At 63.4% G+C, this 17,370-nt stretch carries 13 protein-coding genes; 7 read left to right on the top strand and 6 right to left on the bottom strand.

The window, feature by feature from the left end; genetic code table 11:
- Nucleotides 1–90: 90 nt before the first annotated feature.
- On the bottom strand, nucleotides 91–1,041 hold the full coding sequence (locus FGZ14_RS11265) for a hypothetical protein (RefSeq protein ID WP_139924307.1): 951 nt from the start codon (nucleotides 1,039–1,041) through the stop codon (nucleotides 91–93).
- 213 nt (nucleotides 1,042–1,254) lie between these two features.
- On the opposite strand from FGZ14_RS11265, the gene FGZ14_RS11270 reads away from it, so the two are divergent.
- From FGZ14_RS11270 to FGZ14_RS11285, 4 genes are all read left to right on the top strand, one after another.
- Nucleotides 1,255–2,703: an FAD binding domain-containing protein gene (locus FGZ14_RS11270; RefSeq protein ID WP_139924309.1), complete on the top strand. Its 1,449-nt coding sequence runs from the start codon at nucleotides 1,255–1,257 to the stop codon at nucleotides 2,701–2,703.
- A gap of 180 nt (nucleotides 2,704–2,883) precedes the next feature.
- Nucleotides 2,884–5,205: a xanthine dehydrogenase molybdopterin binding subunit gene (locus FGZ14_RS11275; protein ID WP_139924311.1), complete on the top strand. Its 2,322-nt coding sequence runs from the start codon at nucleotides 2,884–2,886 to the stop codon at nucleotides 5,203–5,205.
- Nucleotides 5,154–5,651 carry a hypothetical protein gene (locus tag FGZ14_RS11280; protein WP_139924313.1) on the top strand — a complete coding sequence of 166 codons (498 nt, stop codon included), beginning with the start codon at nucleotides 5,154–5,156 and terminating at the stop codon, nucleotides 5,649–5,651. Before FGZ14_RS11275 ends, FGZ14_RS11280 begins: the two co-directional genes overlap by 52 nt.
- A 40-nt stretch (nucleotides 5,652–5,691) precedes the next feature.
- Nucleotides 5,692–6,693 (top strand): XdhC family protein, encoded by a 1,002-nt coding sequence (locus tag FGZ14_RS11285; RefSeq protein ID WP_139924315.1) that lies wholly within the window; start codon nucleotides 5,692–5,694, stop codon nucleotides 6,691–6,693.
- A 24-nt stretch (nucleotides 6,694–6,717) separates the two neighbouring features.
- Here FGZ14_RS11285 and FGZ14_RS11290 read toward each other — a convergent pair whose 3' ends face one another.
- The 4 genes from FGZ14_RS11290 to FGZ14_RS11305 form a co-directional block, all read right to left on the bottom strand.
- Entirely contained in the window at nucleotides 6,718–7,329 is a 612-nt protein-coding gene (locus tag FGZ14_RS11290) for a DUF4136 domain-containing protein (RefSeq protein ID WP_139924317.1), read from the bottom strand.
- A gap of 131 nt (nucleotides 7,330–7,460) precedes the next feature.
- Nucleotides 7,461–7,913 (bottom strand): GNAT family N-acetyltransferase, encoded by a 453-nt coding sequence (locus FGZ14_RS11295; RefSeq protein ID WP_139924319.1) that lies wholly within the window; start codon nucleotides 7,911–7,913, stop codon nucleotides 7,461–7,463.
- A 32-nt stretch (nucleotides 7,914–7,945) separates the two neighbouring features.
- On the bottom strand, nucleotides 7,946–9,823 hold the full coding sequence (locus FGZ14_RS11300; RefSeq protein WP_139924321.1) for an ABC transporter ATP-binding protein: 1,878 nt from the start codon (nucleotides 9,821–9,823) through the stop codon (nucleotides 7,946–7,948).
- A gap of 117 nt (nucleotides 9,824–9,940) precedes the next feature.
- On the bottom strand, nucleotides 9,941–10,201 hold the full coding sequence (locus FGZ14_RS11305; protein WP_139924323.1) for a hypothetical protein: 261 nt from the start codon (nucleotides 10,199–10,201) through the stop codon (nucleotides 9,941–9,943).
- Between the two features lie 199 nt (nucleotides 10,202–10,400).
- Between FGZ14_RS11305 and FGZ14_RS11310 the strand changes: the two genes are divergently transcribed.
- Nucleotides 10,401–11,966 carry a hypothetical protein gene (locus FGZ14_RS11310; protein WP_139924327.1) on the top strand — a complete coding sequence of 522 codons (1,566 nt, stop codon included), beginning with the start codon at nucleotides 10,401–10,403 and terminating at the stop codon, nucleotides 11,964–11,966.
- A gap of 71 nt (nucleotides 11,967–12,037) precedes the next feature.
- On the opposite strand, the gene FGZ14_RS11315 is transcribed toward FGZ14_RS11310, so the two are convergent.
- Nucleotides 12,038–13,669 (bottom strand): catalase, encoded by a 1,632-nt coding sequence (locus FGZ14_RS11315; protein ID WP_180754615.1) that lies wholly within the window; start codon nucleotides 13,667–13,669, stop codon nucleotides 12,038–12,040.
- 223 nt (nucleotides 13,670–13,892) lie between these two features.
- Here FGZ14_RS11315 and FGZ14_RS11320 point away from each other — a divergent pair, with 223 nt between their 5' ends.
- Nucleotides 13,893–15,104: an MFS transporter gene (locus tag FGZ14_RS11320; RefSeq protein WP_139924330.1), complete on the top strand. Its 1,212-nt coding sequence runs from the start codon at nucleotides 13,893–13,895 to the stop codon at nucleotides 15,102–15,104.
- 87 nt (nucleotides 15,105–15,191) lie between these two features.
- Nucleotides 15,192–17,225 carry a transglutaminase domain-containing protein gene (locus FGZ14_RS11325; protein WP_139924332.1) on the top strand — a complete coding sequence of 678 codons (2,034 nt, stop codon included), beginning with the start codon at nucleotides 15,192–15,194 and terminating at the stop codon, nucleotides 17,223–17,225.
- Nucleotides 17,226–17,370: the final 145 nt, after the last annotated feature.

A 17,370-nucleotide genomic window follows, 5' to 3' on the forward strand; every position in this document is an offset into this window, starting at 1 on the left:
TTGCCTTATAACAAAAGCTCCGGCCACTGGGCCGGAGCTTTCATAAAAATTCGCATCAGAGCAGGCCCGGCAGTTGCCTACCCCGGCCCGTTAGCGCCGGGCCGTCGGAATCCGGAACTGCAGGCCCAGGCTGGGAATAAAGGTAAAGCCCTTCAGGCTGGCGGTTTTGTTGTTGAGCAGCTGATACTCGCCGTAGTTTTGGTAGTACACCGAGAGGGCCGGAATGACGTAGGCGTAGCGGTAACCCAGCTTGGCGTTGAAAAAGGCCCCGAAGGAGCTGAAGTTCCGGCGGGCGGTAGGCAGCTCGGGCACGCGGTTGGCTATGGCTCCGCTGCCGGGGCCGTTGTAGAGGTTGCCGGGCGTGAGGCCGTAGCGCACGAAACTGTGGGCGTACACCACCCCGTAGGAAATGGCCCCGATTTCTTCTTCCGGCCCGAGGGAAGTACTGAATACCAGTGGCACCAGCACATCGTGGCGGGTGGCCTTAAAGCCAAGCAGGCTGTTTACGTCGTCGAGAAACGGGATGCTGGGCAGCTTGGCGCGCTGCGTGGCGTACTGCAGCCCGATGCTGCCGTAGGTGGCACCTGCCTGCCGACTACCAGGGTTTTCGGGCGTGCCGGTGGTGCCCATAAACTGGTACATGGCATCGAACACATGGGAGCCGAAGGCATACTTATAGCCTACGTCGAACCGCTCCGCCAAGCCGTAGCGCAGATAGAGGTCGGAGGAGGGCCGCACCGGGTCGAGGATGTAGGCCAGGGCCGCTACCTGCAGGTTATCCACCGTCGGGCTGTAGTACACGCTGTCCTTGGCAGCCTGATTGGCCAGGTCCTTGGCCGCCGACTTGATGGTGGAGCCCAGCTTGCCGATGGTTTGGGTGGGGGCGTTGAAGGACACGTTGCCCCCCACCCGGAACTCGCCCTTGGGCGTTACCTTGCCCGTGCTCACAATGGCGCGTGGGGCAGTGCAGGAAGCGGCAAACAGCAGGCTGGCCCCGGCAGCCAGGCTCAGCACGGAACGGAAAGAGAAGAAACGATTCATAGAAGGCAAAGAAAAACGACCAGGGGCCCCACGACCAAAACCAGGCCGAAAGTAGAAAAACCCCGGTGCTAACCCGCCCCTAAGATAAGGCCGCTACCCCTGGCAGCCTCCGGTTGAGGGAGGCGGCCGCCACATACTGCTCGTATCTGACCGGCAGGCTAAACGCTGAAAATCCCGTAACTTTCCCTTCCGTTTTTGATTTCTGGCCGCCTTATGCTACAGTTTTACCTTAATCAACAGCTCATCCGTACCCAGGAGCCTGCCGGTAGTACGCTGCTCGATTTCGTGCGCTACCACCAGCACCTGACGGGCACCAAAATAGGCTGCCGGGAGGGCGACTGTGGGGCCTGCACCGTGTTGGTAGGGGAGCTGGCGCCCGATGGCCTGACGGTGCGCTACCAGTCCATGACCTCGTGCCTGACGCCCCTGGGCAATGCCCACGGCAAGCATGTAGTAACGGTGGAGGGCATCAACGCGGCCCGGGGTGCCCTCACGCCCGTGCAGCAGGCCATTGTAGCAGAAGGCGGCTCGCAGTGCGGGTTTTGTACGGTGGGGTTTGTGATGTCCCTGACCGGGCACGCCCTCAGCCCCCGGCCCAGCACACCCGAAACGGCTTTGGCTTCCATTGACGGCAACATTTGCCGCTGCACGGGCTACAAAAGTCTGGAGCGCGCCACGGCCCTGCTGCAGCAGCAGCTGGCCCAGCGCCCCGAGTCCGCGCCCCTACCCTGGCTGGCCGAGCAAGGCTTCGTGCCCACTTACTTCGCCCACATGCCCGGCAAGCTCACGGCCCTGCGCGACCTGGCCGCCGACGACACCCCTACCCCCCTGACCACTGCAAACCCCCAGCCCGAGCCAACGGCCTGCCCGCCGGCACGGGCTCAGGTGCTGGGCGGCGGCACCGATTTGCTGGTGCAGCGCCCCGAGCAGGTGCGGGCCGTGCCGGTAGAGCTGGTGTACGACCAGCCGGGCCTGCGGGGCATTCGGCGCACCAAGGGGGGTAGCATTGTGCTGGGAGCGGCTACCACGGCCCAGCAGCTCCTGGAGTCGGAGCTGATGCGGGAGGCCGTGCCCGCCCTGCCCCGCTTCCTGAAGCTGGTCAGCAGCACCCCCATCCGGCAGATGGGCACCGTAGCCGGCAACTTCATCAACGCCTCTCCTATCGGCGACCTGACCATTCTGTTCCTGGCCCTGGGTGCCGAAATCGAGCTGGAAGCTGCCAGTGGCCAGCGCCGCACCCTCCCCCTAGCAGAGCTTTACCTCGACTACAAAAAGCTGGCAAAAGCCCCCGATGAGCAGGTGCGGGAAATTTGCTTTCCGGCACCACGCCCCACCGATATTTTCAATTTCGAGAAAGTCTCGAAGCGCACCCACCTCGACATTGCCAGCGTGAACACGGCCGCCTGGCTGCGGGTTGAGGATGGCCTGATCCGGGAAGCCCGCCTCTCGGCGGGTGGCGTGGGGCCCGTTCCGCTGCTGCTGCGCCGCACCAGCGCCTGGCTCGTGGGCCAGCCCTGGTCGGCCGAGACGGTACAGCAGGCCCTACCCCTGGCCCAGCAGGAAATCAGCCCCATCAGCGACGTGCGCGGAACCGAGCAGTACAAGCGCCTGCTGCTCCGGCAGCTCCTGATGGCCCATTTCAGTGAACTAGTGCATGCGTGAGGCCGTCAGCTCCGGTCCGGCGGGCTCTGCCCTTCCGACTGGTTGATGTCCGTACCACTCGCGCCTTAAGCCCGCCGCCTGCCTACCCCCTGCTGCCTGCTTAAACCCAATTGGTTTGGGCAGCGGCAACGTTCCCCGTCCCGGGGCCGGGAACAACCTACCCCTTCACTCTCCCACCGTATGAACCACCTTGATCCGGCCCGCCACGTGCGCGGCGAGTCTCAGTACCTCGATGATATTCCGGTGCAGCACGGCACCCTGTACGCGGCGGTAGTAGAGTCGCCGGTGGCACATGGGCAGCTGCTGCGCCTGGATATGGCCGCTGCCCTGCAGCAGCCGGGCGTGCTGCACATCCTCACAGCCCAGGATATTCCCGGTGAAAACCAGATTGGCGGCATCGTGCCCGATGAGCCCCTGCTGGCGGAAGGCCACGTTCATTTCCGGGGGCAGCCCGTAGCGCTGGTGCTGGCCGAGTCGGAGCACGCGGCCCAGACCGCCCTGCGCCATGTGCGCGTGGAGGTGGCACCGCTGCCGGTGCTGGTAGATCCGCGCGAAGCCGCCGCCCGGGGCGAGCTGATTGTGCCGCCCCGCACCTTCCGCCTCGGCGACGCGGAGGCGGCCTGGGCCGGCTGCACCCACGTATTCGAGGGCGTGGCTGAATCGGGCGGGCAGGAGCACTTGTACATTGAAACCCAGGGCGCCTACGCCTTCCCCACCGAAATGGGCGGGGTGCGCATTATTTCCTCTACGCAGGGCCCTACAGCCGTGCAGCGCCACACGGCCCGGGTACTGGGGGTAGGCATGCACCAGGTAGAAGTGGACGTAACCCGCCTCGGTGGGGGCTTTGGCGGCAAAGAGGACCAGGCCACGCCCTGGGGCGCCCTGGCCGGGCTAGGTGCTTTCGTGGCCCGCAGGCCCGTAAAGCTGGTGCTGGACCGCATGGCCGATATGCGCATGACCGGCAAGCGCCACCCCTACTCTTCCGACTTCAAAATCGGGCTGGATGAGAACCTGAAGATCGTAGCTTACGAAGCCACGTTCTTTCAGAACGCCGGGGCCGCCGCCGACCTTTCGCCGGCCGTGCTGGAACGGACGCTTTTCCACGCCACCAACACGTACTTCATCCCGAACGTTACGGCCACGGCTTACAGCTGCCGCACCAATCTGCCGCCCAATACGGCTTTTCGGGGCTTTGGCGGCCCCCAGGGCATGTTTGTTATTGAGTCGGCTATTGCCTGCGCGGCCGGGCGCCTGGGGGTAGCAGCCAGCGAGATTCAGCGGCGCAACCTGCTGCGCGAAGGCGACTTGTTTCCGTACCGCCAGCCCACCGAAGGCTGCCACGCCGAGCAGGCCTGGGACACGGCCGCCTCGCTCTACGACCTGCCGGGGCTGCGCCGGGAAGTGGAGGAGTTCAACGCCGCCCATCAGCTTCAGAAGAAGGGCCTGGCCGTCATGCCCATCTGCTTTGGCATTTCCTTTACCAAAACGGCCATGAACCAGGCCCGCGCCCTGGTGCACATCTACACCGATGGCTCGGTGGGCGTGAGCACCGGCGCGGTGGAAATGGGCCAGGGCGTAAACACCAAAATAGCCCAGGTAGCAGCCCGCACGCTCGGCATTTCGGTGAGCCGCATTAAGGTGGAAAGCACCAACACCACCCGCGTGGCCAATACCTCGCCCTCGGCCGCTTCCGCCACCGCCGACCTCAACGGCAAAGCCACCGAGCTGGCCTGCCTGGCCCTGCGCGAGCGGCTGCTGCGCCTGGCTGCCACCGAACTGCACCTGAACTACGAGGGCCTGCACATAGAGGACGAGCAGGTGCTGGCCGCCGGCAAACCCGCTGACACCAACTGGGAAAAGCTGGTTTCGGCGGCCTACTGGCAGCGCATCAGCCTCTCAGAAAATGCCCACTACGCTACCCCCGACCTGCACTTCAATGCCGAAACCAACCAGGGCTACCCCTTCGCCTACCATGTGTACGGCACGGCCCTGACCACCGTGCGGGTGGACTGCCTGCGCGGCACCTACGAGGTGGAGGCCGTGCGCATTGCCCACGACTTCGGGCAGAGCCTGAACCCGGCCGTGGACCGCGGGCAGATTGAGGGCGGGGCCGTGCAGGGCATTGGTTGGATGACGCTGGAAGAGCTTGTGTACAACGAGGAAGGCCGCCTGCTCAGCAATTCCCTCAACTCCTACAAAATACCCGACCTGTACTCGGCGCCCAAGGTGCTGGAGGTCCATTTCCTCGACACGCCCGGCCACCCACGGGCGGTGCTGCGCTCCAAGGCCGTGGGCGAGCCGCCGCTCATGTACGGCATCGGGGCCTACTTCGCCCTGCGCGACGCCATCCAGGCTTTCCGCCCCGATGCTCCTTTGCCTTTCTCGGCGCCCATGACGCCCGAAAAAGTTTTGCTTAATCTGTACCCCGACGCCCCCAGTACCCTTCACGCTTGGACCTCACCCGCTCAACCCAACTTCGTAACCACCTCCGTGGACTGCTGATTTACGCCGCCGGCGACACGGCCGCGGCGCTTTTGGTGCACCAGTTTTCCTGGAGCCGCTTGCTGGGCATGGCCCTGATAGGAGGCCTGCTCTACTCCTGGGAAGTACCCGCTTATTTCCGGTGGCTCGACCAGCGCGTACCGCCCAGCCCTACCAGCAGCCTGGCGGCCCGCTGGATGCGCGCGGCCTTATCGTTGGCCTACTTCAACCCCCTCTGGATTGCCCGCCACTATGTGTTCCTGAAGCTGTTTTCGGGCCACCCCGAGCAGGTTACCTGGGAGCTGCTGCCTTTGGCTACCCGCTCGTTTGTGCTGAACATCCCGGTTTCCTTGTTCGTGAACTACTACATCCAGAACCGGGTGTCGGCCGACTGGCGCTTCGTGGTCAGCGCGGCTTTTTCGGGCGTAATGGCCGTGTATTACGCCCTGAGCGCCGTGTGGCTGTAACCAGCCGCCGGCCCTTCTGCTTTTCTTTGCTGCTTTGGTTATGCCCCCCGTGCCCCCTGCCTTCCTGCCTACCCCGGCCCTGCCCCGCGACCTGCCGGTGTGGGAGCACGCGGCAGCCTGCCTGCGCGGGCAGGTGGGGGTAGTGCTGCTGTGCGTGCTTCAGAGTGAGGGCAGCAGCCCCGGCCGGCAGGGCTTCAAGATGGCCGTAACGGCTACGGAGCTGGTCGGCTCCATTGGGGGCGGCATCATGGAGCACAAATTTGTGGAGCTGGCGCGCAGTATGGCAGGGAAAGACGTGGCCAGCCCGGCCCTGCGCCACCAGGTTCACCGCAAGGAAGCCGCCACCGACCGCTCGGGCCTGATTTGCTCCGGCGAGCAGTGGGTGCTGGTTTTTCCGCTGAGCCCCCACCATTTACCCACGGTGGAGGCTATTGGGCAGGCGCTGCGGACCCACGCGGGCGGCGCGCTGCGGCTCTCGGCAGCGCAGGGGCTGCAACTGCTGCCCGCCGCTACGGGCTACTCGTTTCGCTCCGGCCCGGTGTGGGAATATACCGAGCGCCTGGGCTTCCGGGACCAGGTCACGATTGTAGGCGGCGGGCACGTAGGGCTGGCTTTGTCACGGGTGCTGGCCCTGCTGGATGTGGAACTGACCGTGCTCGACGACCGGCCTGACCTGAACACGCATCAGCTTAACCCCTACGCCCACCACAAGCGCACGGTAGCCTACGACACCCTGGCCCAAGAAATTCCGCCGGGGCCCCATCAATACGTTATCCTGATGAGCTTTGGCTACCGCACCGATCTGCTGGCCCTGCGGCAGCTGCTGACCCACCCGGTGCGCTACCTAGGCGTGATGGGCAGCGCGGCCAAAATCCGGGAACTGCTGGCCACGTTGCGGGCCGAGGGGGCTACGGAGCAGCAGCTGGCGCGGGTGCGGGCCCCCATCGGTTTGCCCATCCATAGCCGCACCCCCGAGGAAATAGCCATCAGCATTGCCGCTGAGCTGATTCAGGAGCGCAACCGGCCGGAGCAGCGCGGGTAGAGCCGGGCTGCCCAACCGCGCCGCTTAGTTGCCTTGCTCTTCGGAAGAGGGCGGGTTGTTGCCTTGCAGAAAGCCTTCGGTGAAGACGTGGTACTGGTCGAAGATGGAGCGCACGGAGCGGCGCAGCACTACCTCTCCCTGCGGCCCCGAAGGCACGCTCACCCCAGAGGCGTACCCGTTCCAGACGGCGCGGTTGGTGCGGTTATCAATGAGGGTAACCAGCAGCGTGCCTTCCGCCAGCAGCAGCCGCACGGGCTGGTAGCCCTGGCGGGCATCGGCGGGCGTGTCCTCATCCTCGGTGCTGCCGTTTTTCACCCACTTCGAGAAGTCGTCCTGGCTGTAGCCGCGGAAACGCATGTCGCCCTCGAACAGGCGGAAGTTCACCAGCAGATCGGGGCGGCGCCGGGAGGAGCGGTAGCCCTGGATTTTCAGGCGGGTCCGGATAGCGTCGCGCACGGCCTCACCCAGGCGGCTGGTATCGGAGTTGATGCCTTCGCCGCTGATAAACTCGTAGGTGCGGTAGCGCCGAAACTGGCCGGCGTAGCTGTAATCGGATTCCACCCGCGCCTCGCGCGACATCAGGCACCCGGACAGCAACAGGCCGCCGCTGGCCAGCAGGGTAGAGAGCAATTTCATAGGCCCGGAAGGATTAGGAGGATGACGTTCCTAAAATACGAAACCTAGTGTGCTTTGGGCCTGCTAGTTAGAGGTAAAATTATGATACTTCTCCGTACCCCCCGCCAGCATGAAATTGGGCCCTTTTCCGCCTACAAAAACTGCTTTTCCAGCACCAGCGTCAGGCCCCTACCCCCCTGCACCGTCCCAACGATATCAAACCCGAAGCGCAGGTTGAGTATCAGCATGGCTCGCCAGCGGTTGAAGGTTTGGGTGCGGATGCTTCGGTAGCCATTTGCCGTGCACCAGGCGTGCTGCCGCCGCATCAGTTCAGCCCCCAGGCCCTGGCCCCGCCGGGCAGGGTGTACCCCACCCAGCCAGCTATAGTAATTCCCGGGCTTCCGCTCGTAACCCAGCTTACAGGCTACAAGCTTGCCCCCGGCAAAGGCCAGCCACGCCTGCACCGGCTGCTTGCTTTGCTGGTAGCGCAGGTCGGCGGCAAACCCGGCCGCGTCATCTTCCAGCACTTCGGCCAAAAGTTGGGGTAGGGCATCAAAGGAGGCATCGGTGGGCAGCTCCGCCCAGAAAATGTATTCAACGGACATGCGCCCAAGATAGGCGCGGGCCTGCTACCCTCCTACTGATACCCGGCGGCCTGCAGCTGAAACAGCTCGGCGTAGCGGCCACCGCGGGCCAGCAACTCAGGATGACTCCCGATTTCCACGAACTGCCCGTTTTCGATGACCAGAATCCGGTCGGCCATGCGCACGGTGCTGAAGCGGTGCGAGATGAGCACGGCAGTTTTGCCCTGGGTCAGGTCCTTGAAACGCTGAAATACCTCGTATTCGGCGCGGGCATCGAGGGCAGCGGTGGGCTCATCGAGGATGAGCAGCTGGGCGTCGCGCATGTAGGCGCGGCCGAGGGCTATCTTCTGCCATTCGCCCCCACTCAGGTCCACGCCCCCATTGAAGCGCCGGCCAATCATCTGCTCGTAACCCTGGGGTAGCTTGGCAATAACCGAGTCGGCGAGGCTTTGGGCGGCGGCCTGCTCAATGCGGGGTTGGTTGTCTTTCTGCTCGATGCGGCCCACAGCCAGGTTCTGTCCCGCCGGCAGCTGGAAGCGCACGAAATCCTGAAAAATCACTCCAATCTCCTGGCGCAGCTCGGCGGGGTCGTACTCGCGCAAATCATGGCCATCCAGCAGAATGTGGCCCTCGGTGGGGTCGTAGAGGCGGGCCAGCAGTTTCACGAGGGTAGTCTTGCCGGCGCCGTTTTCGCCCACTAGCGCCAATTTCTCGCCGGCCTGCAGCGTGAAGTTGAGGTTACGCAGGGCCCACTTCTCGGCATTGCGGTACTTGAATCCCACATTATCGAACCTGAACCCTTCCCGGATAGGCCTTGGAAACGGCCGCACCGGCTGCGCCTCGTCGCGGCGGATACGGGGCTGCAGGTGGAAGAAGTCAAAGAAATCCTGCAGGTACAAGGCGCCCTCGGCCACGGCGCTAAACCGGCTCAGAATACCTTCCAGCAAGCCTCGCATCCGACCAAAGGAACCGGCCAGAAACGTAAGCTGTCCAATGCTCACCTGCCCGCGCACGGCTTGGCTGATGATATACACGTAGGCAGCGTAGTAACCGGCCGCGCCCACCGCTGCGAAGAACGTACCCCAGCCCGCCCGCCGAATCACGAGCGACCTATTCTGCTGGTAAAACTCGTCGGAAAGGGTCCGGAACCGGTCAATCAGAAAGCCCGACAGCCCGAAAATCTTGACTTCCTTGGCCGTTTCATCGGAGGCGCCGGTTTGGCGCAGGTAGTCCAGCTCGCGCCGCTCGGGCGTCCAGCCGTGCACCAGGGAGTAGCTGCGCTCATTGAAGTGCGACTCGCCCAGGAAGGCCGGCACCACCGCCACCAGCAGCAACAGCAGCAGCCACGGGTTAAACGCTACCAGGCCCACGGCCAGAAACACCATGGTAATAAAGTCCTGGGCCTGGCTGAGCACCTGAGCCATGAGCACGGTGCGCGAAAGGGTCTGGCGGCGCGCCCGCTCCAGCTTATCGTAAAAAGCGCTGTCCTCGAACTGGTCTAGGTCCAGCTCGGCGGCGTGCTGCATGAGGCGCACCGAGGTCTGGTTGGCAAACAGGTCGCCCAGCAATGAGTCGAGCAGGGCCACACCCCTACCCAGGGCATCGGACAGAATGGCCAGGCCAAACTCCAGGGCCACCAGCGTCAGCACCGGCGTGAGCAGGCGCTCCGCCGCGGGTTGGCGACTGAGCTGCACCACCGTATCGAGGATGAGTTGCCCGACATAAAGCATAGCTACCGGCAGGGCCGCCCGCAGCAGGCGGAGCGCCACATTGCCCAGCGTCAGGGCGGGGCTGGTCTGCCAGATCAGGCGCAGAAACTCCGGCAGATTTTTGAGGGCCGAAAACCGCTCCCGCACCGTCAGGGCAGGCTTGCCATCGGGACGGGGCTTCTTGGCAGAAATGGTAGAGAAGAAGGAATCAGAACGAGCCATACCCCAGCTATACGGCACACTTCGGGCCGGAGTGCGCCGGCCGCCGTTTTGGCAGAGCAGAGGGGGTAGTAAATAGCGGCCGAGCAAGCAATAGGGCAAGCCAGGCCTGCCCTACCCCTACGCATTCATAATCTTGCCCTGGTTGTCCCAGTGGCTGTGCTTAACAGCCATGCTGCCCGGCTCGCGCTTGATGGTGCGCGTAAACCGCTCGCCTACAATCTTGCCATCGGGACGGCGCTTCCCGAAAAACAGGGTTACGGGCTCCCCATTTTCGTTGGTCAGGAAGGTGATGTCATAGCCCTTGAACACGTCATTGATCGTGGCCTTGGGCTCGTAAATCTTGCTGAGTTTTTTGTCTAGTTCGTGGTGCAATGGCATGATGACTTCGGGTTGGGTGCAGGGGTAGTGTACGGCCGGTTTTGGCGGGAGGTATAGCGTTGAGCTGCTCCAGGGAGCGCCGCGGCCGAATTACCGCGTACTGCTGGTATGCCGAAGAGCGTTACTTTACGGCACCAATTCTTCCTTGTGCGTACATATCCGTTGGGCTTGCGCAGGTAGCGGCCCGTTTGCACTCCCTATGCTGCATAGCATCCCGTTTTCTGCCTTCGATGACACCACCCGCCAGGCTCAGTACGTAGCTGTACAGGCTGCCCTGGAAGCCGAGCCCACCGCCTTCCCGACGTTGCTGCTCAGCAACTTTGAGGTGGAAGGCGAGGTAGTAGATGCCTTGGTAGTGCGCCCTCACAGCATCACGGTGCTGCTCTTTGTGCCGGAAGGTGGCCTGCTCGACATTCCCAATCAGCAGGACGGGGCCTGGCAGCTGGGCGCCTACACCCTGCACGGCGATGATCACGCCGCTAACCCCCTCGAGCAGTTTCTGCGGCAGCAGGAAGCTGTGGCGAGGTGGCTCAGCGCCCAGCTCACTTCCGCGCAGGTGCAGCCGGAGCTGATTACCGGAGTGGTGCTATTTGCCGGTCCCGTGCAGTTCGGGCCGGGAGTGGAAACCTACCTGCGCCGCCAGCCCGGGGCCGAAAACTTCCAACTGCTGGCTGATCTGCACCAACTGCCGCGCCGCCTGCGCCAGCTCAGCAACCCCGAAATCGACCTTCCCGCTGATGCGCTGCTGACCTGGGCCCAAACCCTTGCCGACACGCCGGCGCCCCCCTACCCCTCCGCCGAGCCTGAACCCGACGGTGGCAGCTACTGGGAGGAAAAAGCACGCAAACTGTGGCGCTGGCTGGGGGCCGAGGACATTCCGCACGACGCGCCTTACGGCTCGGCGGCTGAGGCCGTGGCCGCCAGTGAGCAGGAAATGCACCGCCTGGAGCAGCTCAGCCAACAGGTACGCACTGAGCTGGCCCAGCAGCGCCAGGAAATGGAAGCCCGTGAGGCTGAGCGGGAGCGAAGCATCGAGCAGCTGCGGGCCCAGCTCACGCAGGCACCCGGCCCGGCCGCCGAGGTAGCCGCCCTACAGGCCCGCCTGGCTGCCGAAACCCAGGAGAAAAACCGCCTGGAAGAAGCCATTCGGGCGGCCCAGCAGGAGTCGGCGGTGCGTAACCAGGAGCTGGACGCGCGTATTCAGCAGCTAAGCCACCTGATTCAGCAGCTGCAGCGCCAGCCCGAGCCGGTGGCTGCCGCTACCCCCGCCGCGCCGGTGACTCGGCCCACACCTGCGGCAACTGCCCCCGCTAAGCCTCCGGTGCGCAATACGTCGGTGCCCCCTACCCGCCCGGCGGCCGGCAACCTGCTTCCCCGCGACTCCTGGCGTATTAAGTGGCCGCGGGTGCTGCTGGTGATAGTAGGCATTTGCGGCATAGGCGGGGCCGTGTGGGGAGTGGCGCGCTTTGTCAGCACCCACTTCGCGGCGGCTTCTGCTCCCACCCGCCAGGCCCCGAATGAAGAGCCGGAAGCCGAAGAGGAAACCGCCCAGGCCCCTTCCCTCACCGACATCCAGCCCGACACCCTGCTGGTTGAGGAAGAAACCCCTACCCCCGAGTCGGCTACCAACCCCACACCAACGCCTGCAGCTACCCAATCTGACAGCGCCGATCAGGATGCTGACTTATATAAGACCGACGAAGAAGGAACGGATACAGAAACCACCGACTCAGCCGCAGTTGAAAATCAGGTTCCCGATAAGTAGCCATACTACATTTGGCAACAAAAAAGCCCTAGCCAGTATGGTCGGGGCTTTTTTGTTGTTAACCGAGTTGATTAGTACGGTTTGGCTTCGTGCGCAATTTTCTCGGCTTGCTGAGCAGCTTCCGAGCTCTTGGCGTCGTTGTACTGGTTGCCGCCTTCGGCCGTTTTGCCGGCTTTGGCTTGCTTCAATCCTTCAGCCAGGCGGCGGCCGTACTCCGCGTCGCACTGGGTGCACAGGTCAACCATCTTGTCCTGAATCACCTGGGCGGCATCCGTGAGGGCTCCCACCAGGTTGTTGATGAGGTCGTCCTTTTCCCAGTCTTCGTGCAGGTTCCAACGCTCACCGGCCTGCTTGAAGTTGTTGGTGCGGTCGATGCTCTCCCGGATCAGGCGGCCTTCGTAGCGGGGCGTATGGTCGGGGAAGGTGCGGGGTGCTTCCTTCAGGCCGCTCAATGAAGAAGGCTCGTAGTTCACGCTCAGGTTCTGGCCCGGAGCCGAATCAACGTGGTAGGTCATCTGACCGTCGCGCTGGTTGGTGGCTACGTGCTTTTTAGGCGCGTTGATGGGCAGTTGCAGGTAGTTGGCACCCACGCGGTAGCGCTGGGTATCCGAATACGAGAACGTGCGGCCCTGCAGCATCTTGTCGTCTGAGAAGTCGAGGCCATCTACCAGTACACCCGTACCGAACGCAGCCTGCTCTACTTCGGCGAAGTAGTTCTCGGGGTTTTTGTTCAGCGTCATCTTGCCCACGGGCAGGAAGGGGAACTGATCCTGGGGCCAGATCTTGGTGTCGTCGAGCGGGTCGAAGTCCAGCTCCGGGTGCTCATCGTCGCTCATGATCTGCACGCACAGCTCCCACTCGGGGAAGTCGCCTTTGGCAATGTGCTCGAACAGGTCCTGGGTGGCGTGGTTGAAGTTCTTGGCCTGAATGGCTTCGGCTTCCGGCGCCGTCAGGTTCTTGATGCCCTGCAGCGGCTCCCAGTGGTACTTCACCAGCACGGCTTCGCCCTTGTCGTTTACCCACTTGTAGGTGTTCACGCCCGAGCCCTGCATCTGGCGGTAGTTGGCCGGAATGCCCCAGGGCGAAAACAGAAACGTGACCATGTGCATGGCCTCCGGGGTGTTGCAGATAAAGTCGAAAATCCGCTCCCCGCTTTGGCGGTTAGTTACCGGGTCGGGCTTCTGGGAGTGAATCAGGTCGGGGAACTTGATGGCGTCGCGGATAAAGAACACCTTCAGGTTGTTGCCTACCAGGTCCCAGTTACCGTCTTCGGTGTAGAACTTCACGGCGAAGCCGCGGGGGTCGCGCAGGGTTTCCGGCGAGTGGCCGCCGTGGCCTACCGTGCTGAAGCGCACGAACACGGGCGTTTGCTTGCCGGCCTGCTGGAACAGCTTGGCGCGAGTGTACTTCGCAATAGGCTCGTCGCCTACCTTGCCGTAGGCCTCAAACACACCGTGGGCACCGGCGCCGCGGGCGTGCACCACCCGCTCCGGAATCCGCTCCCGGTCGAAGTGGCTGATTTTCTCCAGAAACTGATAGTTTTCCAGCGTAGCCGGACCTCGGTTGCCCACGGTGCGCAGGTTCTGGTTGTTCGTGACGGGGTGGCCCTGGCGGGTGGTCAGGGTGTTAGCATCCTCGCCGCTGGCCGTGCGCTGGTCGTACGAGGAACCGGTGCCGGTCACGGCCGTGCCGGTTCCCGACATGGCGTCGCTGGAAGCGGCGGAGTGGCCGTTTTGCGCTTGATTCTGCTGATCTTGTGCCATACCTGATAATGTGTGAGTGATGGATGTAATACCGGCAAGGTACACCAGAGGTTAGCTCTAGTGGAGAATTTTTCTCCGAAAGAATTTTGGCATTTTACTTCCTGCTCCGCCGAAACCACGTTTTATACGCCGCCCGAAGCTTCCGGGGCTACCTTTGCCCTCCATGTCTGCTCCCGCTGCTCCTTCCGCCACTCCTGCTACCCCCGTCTATACCATCGGCTTCTGGCTGATGTGCCTTTCGTCGCTGCTCTTTTTCATGAGCTTCAACATGCTCCTGCCCGAGCTGCCCGACTACCTCACGCGCCTGGGCGGGGCCGAGTACAAAGGCTTCATCATTGCCCTGTTTACGCTCACGGCCGGCCTTTCGCGCCCGTTCAGCGGCAAGCTGGCCGATACGGTGGGCCGCATTCCGGTAATGGTATTTGGCTCTTTGGTGTGCTTCGTGTGCGGATTTTTCTACCCCTTCACGGCCACGGTAGCGGCTTTTCTGGGGTTGCGGCTGCTGCATGGTTTCAGCACGGGCTTCAAGCCCACCGGTACCGCCGCCTTCATTGCCGACATCATTCCGTACGCCCGCCGGGGCGAGGCTATGGGGCTGCTGGGGGTAGCCGGCTCCCTGGGCATGGCCGGCGGGCCCATGCTGGGTTCCTTCCTGGCCGAGCAGTTTTCCCTGAACACCATGTTCTACTGCTCCTCGGGCCTGGCCCTGCTGAGTTTGGTAGTGCAGGGCACCATGACGGAAACCCTGCCCCAAGCCCAACGGCAGCGCTTTAGCTGGAGCCTGCTGCGCCTGGACTGGAGCGAGGTGCTGGAGCCCCGGGTACTGAAACCGGCCCTGGTGACCTTGCTGTGCCTGTTTCCGTTCGGGGCGGTGCTCACCGTCATCCCTGACCAGAGCCGCCTGCTGGGCCTCACCCACGGCAGCAAGGGCTTGTTTTACACCTGCTACACCGGTGCCTCTTTGGTCATCCGCCTGCTGGCCGGCAACGCCTCCGATAAGTACGGCCGCGTGCCGGTGCTTATTGGCTCTTCGGCCCTGATGGCCTTTGCGCTGGTTATAATGGCCTTATCCACTTCAGTGCCCTTGTTTCTGGGCTCGGCCATTCTGTTCGGGCTGGCTACGGGCCTCAACTCCCCCACCCTCTACGCCTGGACGGTAGATTTGAGCCACCCCGAGCGCCGGGGCCGGGCTGTGGCTACCATGTACATAGCCCTCGAAGCCGGTATTGGCCTGGGCGCCTTGCTGGCGGGCTGGCTCTACGCCAATGAGCCCGCCCGCCTACCCCTTGTGCACGGCCTAAGTGCCCTAATGGTCCTGGCGGCCCTGCTCTACCTGCTGCGGCACCAGCGGGTTTCGGCCCCGGAGGTGGGGTAGGACTTGGCAGCTCAACAGCTTTTCAATAGCTTTACTGTTGTGCTACCCCGGGTAGCCGCTTATCCGAAGCCGTTTATTATTGGTTTGATGTTTACGTATAATGCTCCCGCCATTCGGCGCGGGGTTTTGAGCAGCCTGCTGCTCGCACTGCCCGCCCTGATGCGGGCCCAGGAGTTACCTATCCGTTTTGGCAAGCTCGATGCAAAAGAAGCCGCCGAGGTGCTGGCCCGTCCCGCCCCCGATTCGGCGGCGGCTGAGGTTCTCTGCAACTTTGGTCAATCCAAAATTCAGGGGGCACAGGAGGGATTTGAGCTGCGCTTCGAGCGCACGGCCCGCCTGCTAATCCGGCGCCGGCCGGGCTATGAGCACGCCACGGTGCGGGTGGTGCTCTACCACGACCCCAAAGACGGCCGCAGGGAGCAGATTATGCAGCTCAAGGGCTTCACCTATAATCTGGCGGGCAAGGAGCTGACCAAGGAGCCGCTGCGCACCGAGGCCGTATTCAGCCGCAAGCTCAATGAGCGCCTCGACGAATACGCCTTCACGCTGCCCAATGTGCGGGAGGGTTCCATTCTGGAGTTTACCTATGTTATCCGCTCGCCCTTCCTGTTCAATCTGCAGGACTGGCAGTTTCAGCAGGAAATTCCGGTGCGCTGGAGCGAGTACCGGGTCCAGATTCCGGGGTTTTTCGTGTATAAGGAGCTGAGCCACACCTACTGGCCCTTTGCCATCAACGAAACCGGCTCAGCGCCCTACACCACCGGCTACCGCGAGAAAGTGCAGGATTCCTTCGGCGGGCACGCAGGCCTGCAGGAGCGCTCCTATTCTATTTCCACTCAGGCCATTACCCGGCGCTGGGTGCAGAAAGATATTCCGGCCTTCCGGGAAGAGCCCTTCCTGACCACAGAAACCGACTACCTGAGCCGGGTGGATTTCGAGCTGGAGCGCATTCAGTTCGACCCCAACCGCGAACCAAGCTACGTTATCGGGACCTGGGCCCAGATTGAAAAGGAGCTGCTGGAACAGGAAGAGTTTGGCCAGTACCTGAAGCGCGACTCACCGCTGGCCGACGGGGCTGCCGCCCTGCGTACCATTCCGGACCCAGCTGCTCGGGCCGCGGCGGCCCGCCAGCTGGTGCTGCAGGCCGTGGGCTACTCGGGTACTGCCTCCCTGTACGCACGCAACTCCCCCAAAAAGGTACTGGAAACCCGCCAGGGCAACGCCGCCGAAATCAATCTGCTGCTGGTGCGGGTATTGCGCGAGGCGGGCCTGGAGGCCCAGCCCCTGCTTCTGAGCACCCGCCGCCACGGCCGGGTGCAAACCGAGCTGCCCGTGCTTAGCCAGCTCAACTACGTAGCGGCCCACGTAGCCCTGCCCGGCGGCAAGCAGCTGCTGCTGGATGCCACCGATGCTACCCTCCCCCCGGAGCTGCTACCCGAGCACTGCCTCAACGGCCAGGGCCGCCTGCTGGGGCCGGCCGGGCGCTGGGTTTCCCTGGCTCCCGCTGCCTCTCACCTGCGCTACACTCACGCCCGCCTTACCCTCGATGCCAAAGGTAGCCTGCAGGGCACCGTGCGCCAGGAGTATGCCGGCTACGCCGCCACCGAAAACCGCCAGGCCCTGGCAGCTTTGCGCCAGCAGTGGCAAAAGGCCCACCCCGACTGGCAGATCGACAAGGCCGAGGCCACTGCCGATGACCTCACGCGTCCCGTGGCGCTTACGCTGAACGCGCGCCTGCCCGGCGCCGAGGCCCCGGCCACCACCCTCTACGTGCGGCCCGTGGCGCAGCTGGGCGTACCGGCTAACCCCTTCCTGCACGCTGACCGCCTGTATCCCGTGGACATGCCCACCGAGCGGCGCCTGGAGTACATGGTGGAGCTGACGCTACCCGAGGGCTACGCCGCCACCGAGCTGCCGACGGGCACTACCCTTACTCTGCCGAACAACGGGGGGCGGTTTATCTTCAACGTAAGCCAGCCCAATCCGCGCACGCTCACCGTTACGGGCCGCCTGCACCTGGCCAAAACCCGCTACCCGGCCGAGGAATACCAGGCCCTGCGCGAGCTATACACCCGCGCCCTGGCCAAGCTCGCCGAGCCCATCGTGCTGCACCGTCAATAAATCTTTCAACGGGCTTGGCTCGCTTCCGCCGAATAGTGATATTCCGGCATTAGTCCTTTTTCCTGTAGGCCCGGCTTCTTATTTTCTCTGCTTTCCGGCTGCTACGCCGAAAAGCGACCATCCTCTTTCTGACATTTTTTCAATT

The sequence above is a fragment of the Hymenobacter sp. DG01 genome, from assembly GCF_006352025.1.
In the GTDB taxonomy this organism is placed as follows: domain Bacteria; phylum Bacteroidota; class Bacteroidia; order Cytophagales; family Hymenobacteraceae; genus Hymenobacter.